This window comes from Actinomadura sp. RB99 (assembly GCF_014706005.1).
Taxonomy (GTDB): Bacteria; Actinomycetota; Actinomycetes; order Streptosporangiales; family Streptosporangiaceae; genus Spirillospora.
In genome coordinates, this window is sequence record NZ_JABMCA010000155.1 from 1 (window position 1) to 3,376 (window position 3,376).

The following is a 3,376-nucleotide window of genomic DNA, read 5'->3' on the forward strand; positions in this document are numbered from 1 at the left end:
TGTCCTCGTAGATGTCGCCGGTCGCGACGATGAGGTAGACGAGCGGGCGCGGCGGGTCGGCGGCATCGCCCGCATCGACCGCCGCCGCGCCGAGCGCGACGCGCTGCTGCGGCGCCTGCCGACGCCGGACGCCGCCGACCCGCCGCGCCCGCTCGTCTACCTCATCGTCGCGACCGGCGACATCTACGAGGACATCCCGCAGGCCCAGGCCGCCGCCCGCGAGGGCGCCGACGTGGTCGCGGTCATCCGCTCCACCGGGCAGTCGCTGCTGGACTTCGTCCCCGAGGGCGCCACCCGCGAGGGGTACGCCGGCACCTACGCCACCCAGGAGAACTTCCGGCTGATGCGCGCGGCGCTGGACGACGTGTCCCGCGAGCTCGGCCGCTACGTCCGGCTGACCAACTACGCCTCCGGGCTGTGCATGCCGGAGATCGCCACCCTCGCCGGGCTGGAGCGCCTGGACATGATGCTGAACGACTGCATGTACGGCATCATCTTCCGCGACATCAACCCCCGCCGCACCTTCATCGACCAGCGCTTCTCCCGGCAGATCCACGCCCGCGCCGGGATCGTCATCAACACCGGCGAGGACAACTACCTCACCACCGCCGACGCGGTCGACGCCGCGCACACCGTGATCGTCAGCCAGCTGCTCAACGAGCGGTTCGGGCACGAGGCGGGCCTCTCCGACGCCCAGCTCGGCCTCGGCCACGCCTTCGAGATCAACCCGGCGATCCCCGACTCGTTCCGGCTGGAGCTGGCGCACGCCCAGCTCGTCCGCGAGCTGTTCCCCGGCGCGCCGCTGAAGTACATGCCGCCCACCAAGCACATGACCGGCAACATCTTCGCCGGCTACCTGCTGGACGCCTTCTTCAACCTCGCCGGGGTGCTGACCGGGCAGTCGATCATCCTGATCGGGATGATGACCGAGGGCATCCACACCCCCTGGCTGTCGGACCGCGACCTCGCGCTGGAGAACGTCCGCTACGTCCGCGACGCCTGCGGCGCCCTCGCCGAGGACTTCATGCCCCGCCCCGACGGGATGATCGTCCAGCGGTCGAGGCAGGTGCTGTCGGAGTCGGTCGAGCTGCTGGAGCGCATCAGCGACGACGGGCTGCTCACCGCGATCGCCGAGGGGACCTTCGGCGTCACCCGCCGCCCGCCCGACGGCGGCAAGGGACTGGACGGCGTCGTCGAGCGCGCCGACGGCTACGTCAACCCCGCGATCGAGATCCTCGACACCGAGGACCCGCACGCCCACCACAGCACGGCCGACGCCCAGGAGGTGCCCGCATGACGGTCGAGACGCCCGGGACGCAGGCCCCGGCCCAGCCCGCCGACACCCGCCAGGTGATCCGCCCCTACGGCGACACCACCGGCGACGGCATGGTCCAGATGTCGTTCACCCTGCCGGTCCCGGCGGGCAAGCGCGCCGACGCCGCCGCGCTCCAGCTGGCCGGGAAGATGGGCCTGGACCCCGCCAGCGTCGTGCACGCCAAGCCGATGGGCCCCGACTTCACCTTCTTCATCGTCTACGGGCGGGTCGGGCACCTGATCGACTACGCCTCCATCCCCGTCCCCGAGGAGCGTGCGTACCCGCTGCTCTCCTCGCAGGAGGTCAACCTCGCCATCCGCGGCGCGCTGAACCGGCGGCTCATCGTCGTCGGCGCGTGCATCGGCACCGACGCCCACACCGTCGGCATCGACGCGATCCTCAACGTCAAGGGGTTCGCGGGGGAGAAGGGCCTGGAGTACTACCGGGAGATCCAAGTGGTGAACATGGGCGCCCAGGTCACCGTCGAGGAGCTCGTCGAGCGCGCCAAGGCCGAGAACGCCGACGCCGTGCTGGTCTCCCAGGTCGTCACGCAGAAGAACGCGCACCTGCACAACACCAAGCAGATGGCCGCCGCGTTCCACGCCGAGTACCCCACCGCCGTCGCCGCCGGGATGGGGCGCCCGCTGCTGGTCGTCGGCGGGCCCCGGTTCGACACCGTCACCGAGGAGGACCTCGGCGTCGACCGGATCTTCGGCAAGGGCACCACGCCCGCCGAGGTCGCCAGCTACCTCGTCCACGCCCTGCTCCCGGGGCAGGCCGTGCGGGAGGCCCGGCAGGCGGACGACGACGAAGGAGAGGACGGACGATGAGCGACCCCCGTGAGGGCCTGACCGTCACCCACCGGCGCTACGTGCCCTACGCCCACGCCCACTACGCCGGCGACCTGGTCGACGGCGCCTACATGCTCGGCCTGTTCGGCGACGTCGCCACCGAGGTGTGCATCCGCACCGACGGCGACGAGGGCCTGTTCGCCTCCTATTCCGACGTGCAGTTCCGCGCGCCCATCCGGGCCGGGGACGTGCTGGAGGCCACCGCCGTCGTCACCCGCGTGGGCACCCGCAGCCGCACGCTGGACTTCGAGGCCCGGGTGGTGTGCCGGGGCCGCCCGGACAAGGGCGAGTCGTCCGCCGAGGTGCTGGCCGAGCCGATCGTGGCCGTCACCGCCACCGGCACGGTGGTCGTCCCCGCGCCCGGCGGCTGATCCGCCGGGCCGTCCGGCCCCCGGCGCGGGACGCGCCGCGGGGCCGGATCGGCGCGTCCGGGACCGAAATGGCGGTGACCTGCGATCATGGTGTTGAGCTGGGAGAACAGAGAGTCGCCGCAGAACATGCGGCGGTTGACAAGGGCCGCGAAGCCGGTAGTTTTGCTGCAGTCCAGCACGGGACTCACCGATCGGCCGCCCGGGTCGCCACCGGGCACCGCGCCGCGGCGGGACGAGAGCGGGCCACACCGGTGGCCGACGCCGCGCCCGCCCGAGCCAGTGCGGTGGTCCGGGCCGGTGTCCGGGCGGAGCCGCCCGATCGCGCGGGGGGTTGGACCCGGGAAGGGCCCGGACATCCAGTAGAAAACGGAGACCCGCTCTCACCGCCTGTGGGACGGCTCCGGCCCGACGGATGTCACGGGCCCTCTTCCGCGTCCGTGCGCCTCCCGGTCCCGCCGTCCTCTCGGCCGCCTCCCCTCGGCCGCCGTTTCCCGCCGGATCCGGCCGCGCCTTCCAACGCCCGCGGCGCCCCGACCTCGGCCGCGAACGCATACGGTTGCCGCATCAGCGGTAACACCGTGATCGGGGCGTGGTCGCCCTGGCCGCCACGGGCCGGTAGCGTTCCGGCGGACGGATCGAGCGAACGAGGGGTGGACGTTGGCCCAGGAGACCCTCCCGGACCGGTCGCCGGTCGGCGGACCGGCGGACGCCGGCGGCGGGCCCGGCCCGGCCGCCGTCACCACGGTGCGGCGCATCCGGCGGCAGTCGCCCGGCACCAAGGTCATCATCCTCAGCATGCAGGAGGGGCCCGAGCTGCTGCGCGCGCTGCTGGAGGCGGG

3 protein-coding genes and 1 pseudogene are annotated in these 3,376 nt (G+C 73.0%); all 4 read left to right on the forward strand.

Annotated features, from left to right (window positions below; all coding sequences use genetic code 11):
- Window positions 1-1,297, forward strand: a 1,297-nt coding sequence (locus tag amrb99_RS49075) for a lysine 5,6-aminomutase subunit alpha (protein ID WP_190868975.1), incomplete at its 5' end; no start/stop codon positions are given.
- Window positions 1,294-2,145, forward strand: a complete 852-nt coding sequence (locus tag amrb99_RS49080; protein ID WP_190868976.1) for an OAM dimerization domain-containing protein — start codon at window positions 1,294-1,296, stop codon at window positions 2,143-2,145. The genes amrb99_RS49075 and amrb99_RS49080, both read left to right, overlap by 4 nt.
- Complete coding sequence (locus tag amrb99_RS49085) at window positions 2,142-2,537, forward strand: hotdog fold domain-containing protein (RefSeq protein WP_190868977.1); 396 nt, start codon at window positions 2,142-2,144, stop codon at window positions 2,535-2,537. The genes amrb99_RS49080 and amrb99_RS49085 overlap by 4 nt, the downstream gene beginning before the upstream one ends.
- Before the next feature lie 657 nt (window positions 2,538-3,194).
- Window positions 3,195-3,376: pseudogene (locus amrb99_RS50445) on the forward strand (hypothetical protein); the annotation flags it as partial.

What these genes read in the sequence shown, in the direction of transcription:
- amrb99_RS49085 (WP_190868977.1), top strand. Translation starts at nt 2,142, where the DNA reads ATGAGCGACCCCCGTGAGGGCCTGACCGTCACCCACCGGCGCTACGTG.
- amrb99_RS49080 (WP_190868976.1), top strand. Translation starts at nt 1,294, where the DNA reads ATGACGGTCGAGACGCCCGGGACGCAGGCCCCGGCCCAGCCCGCCGAC.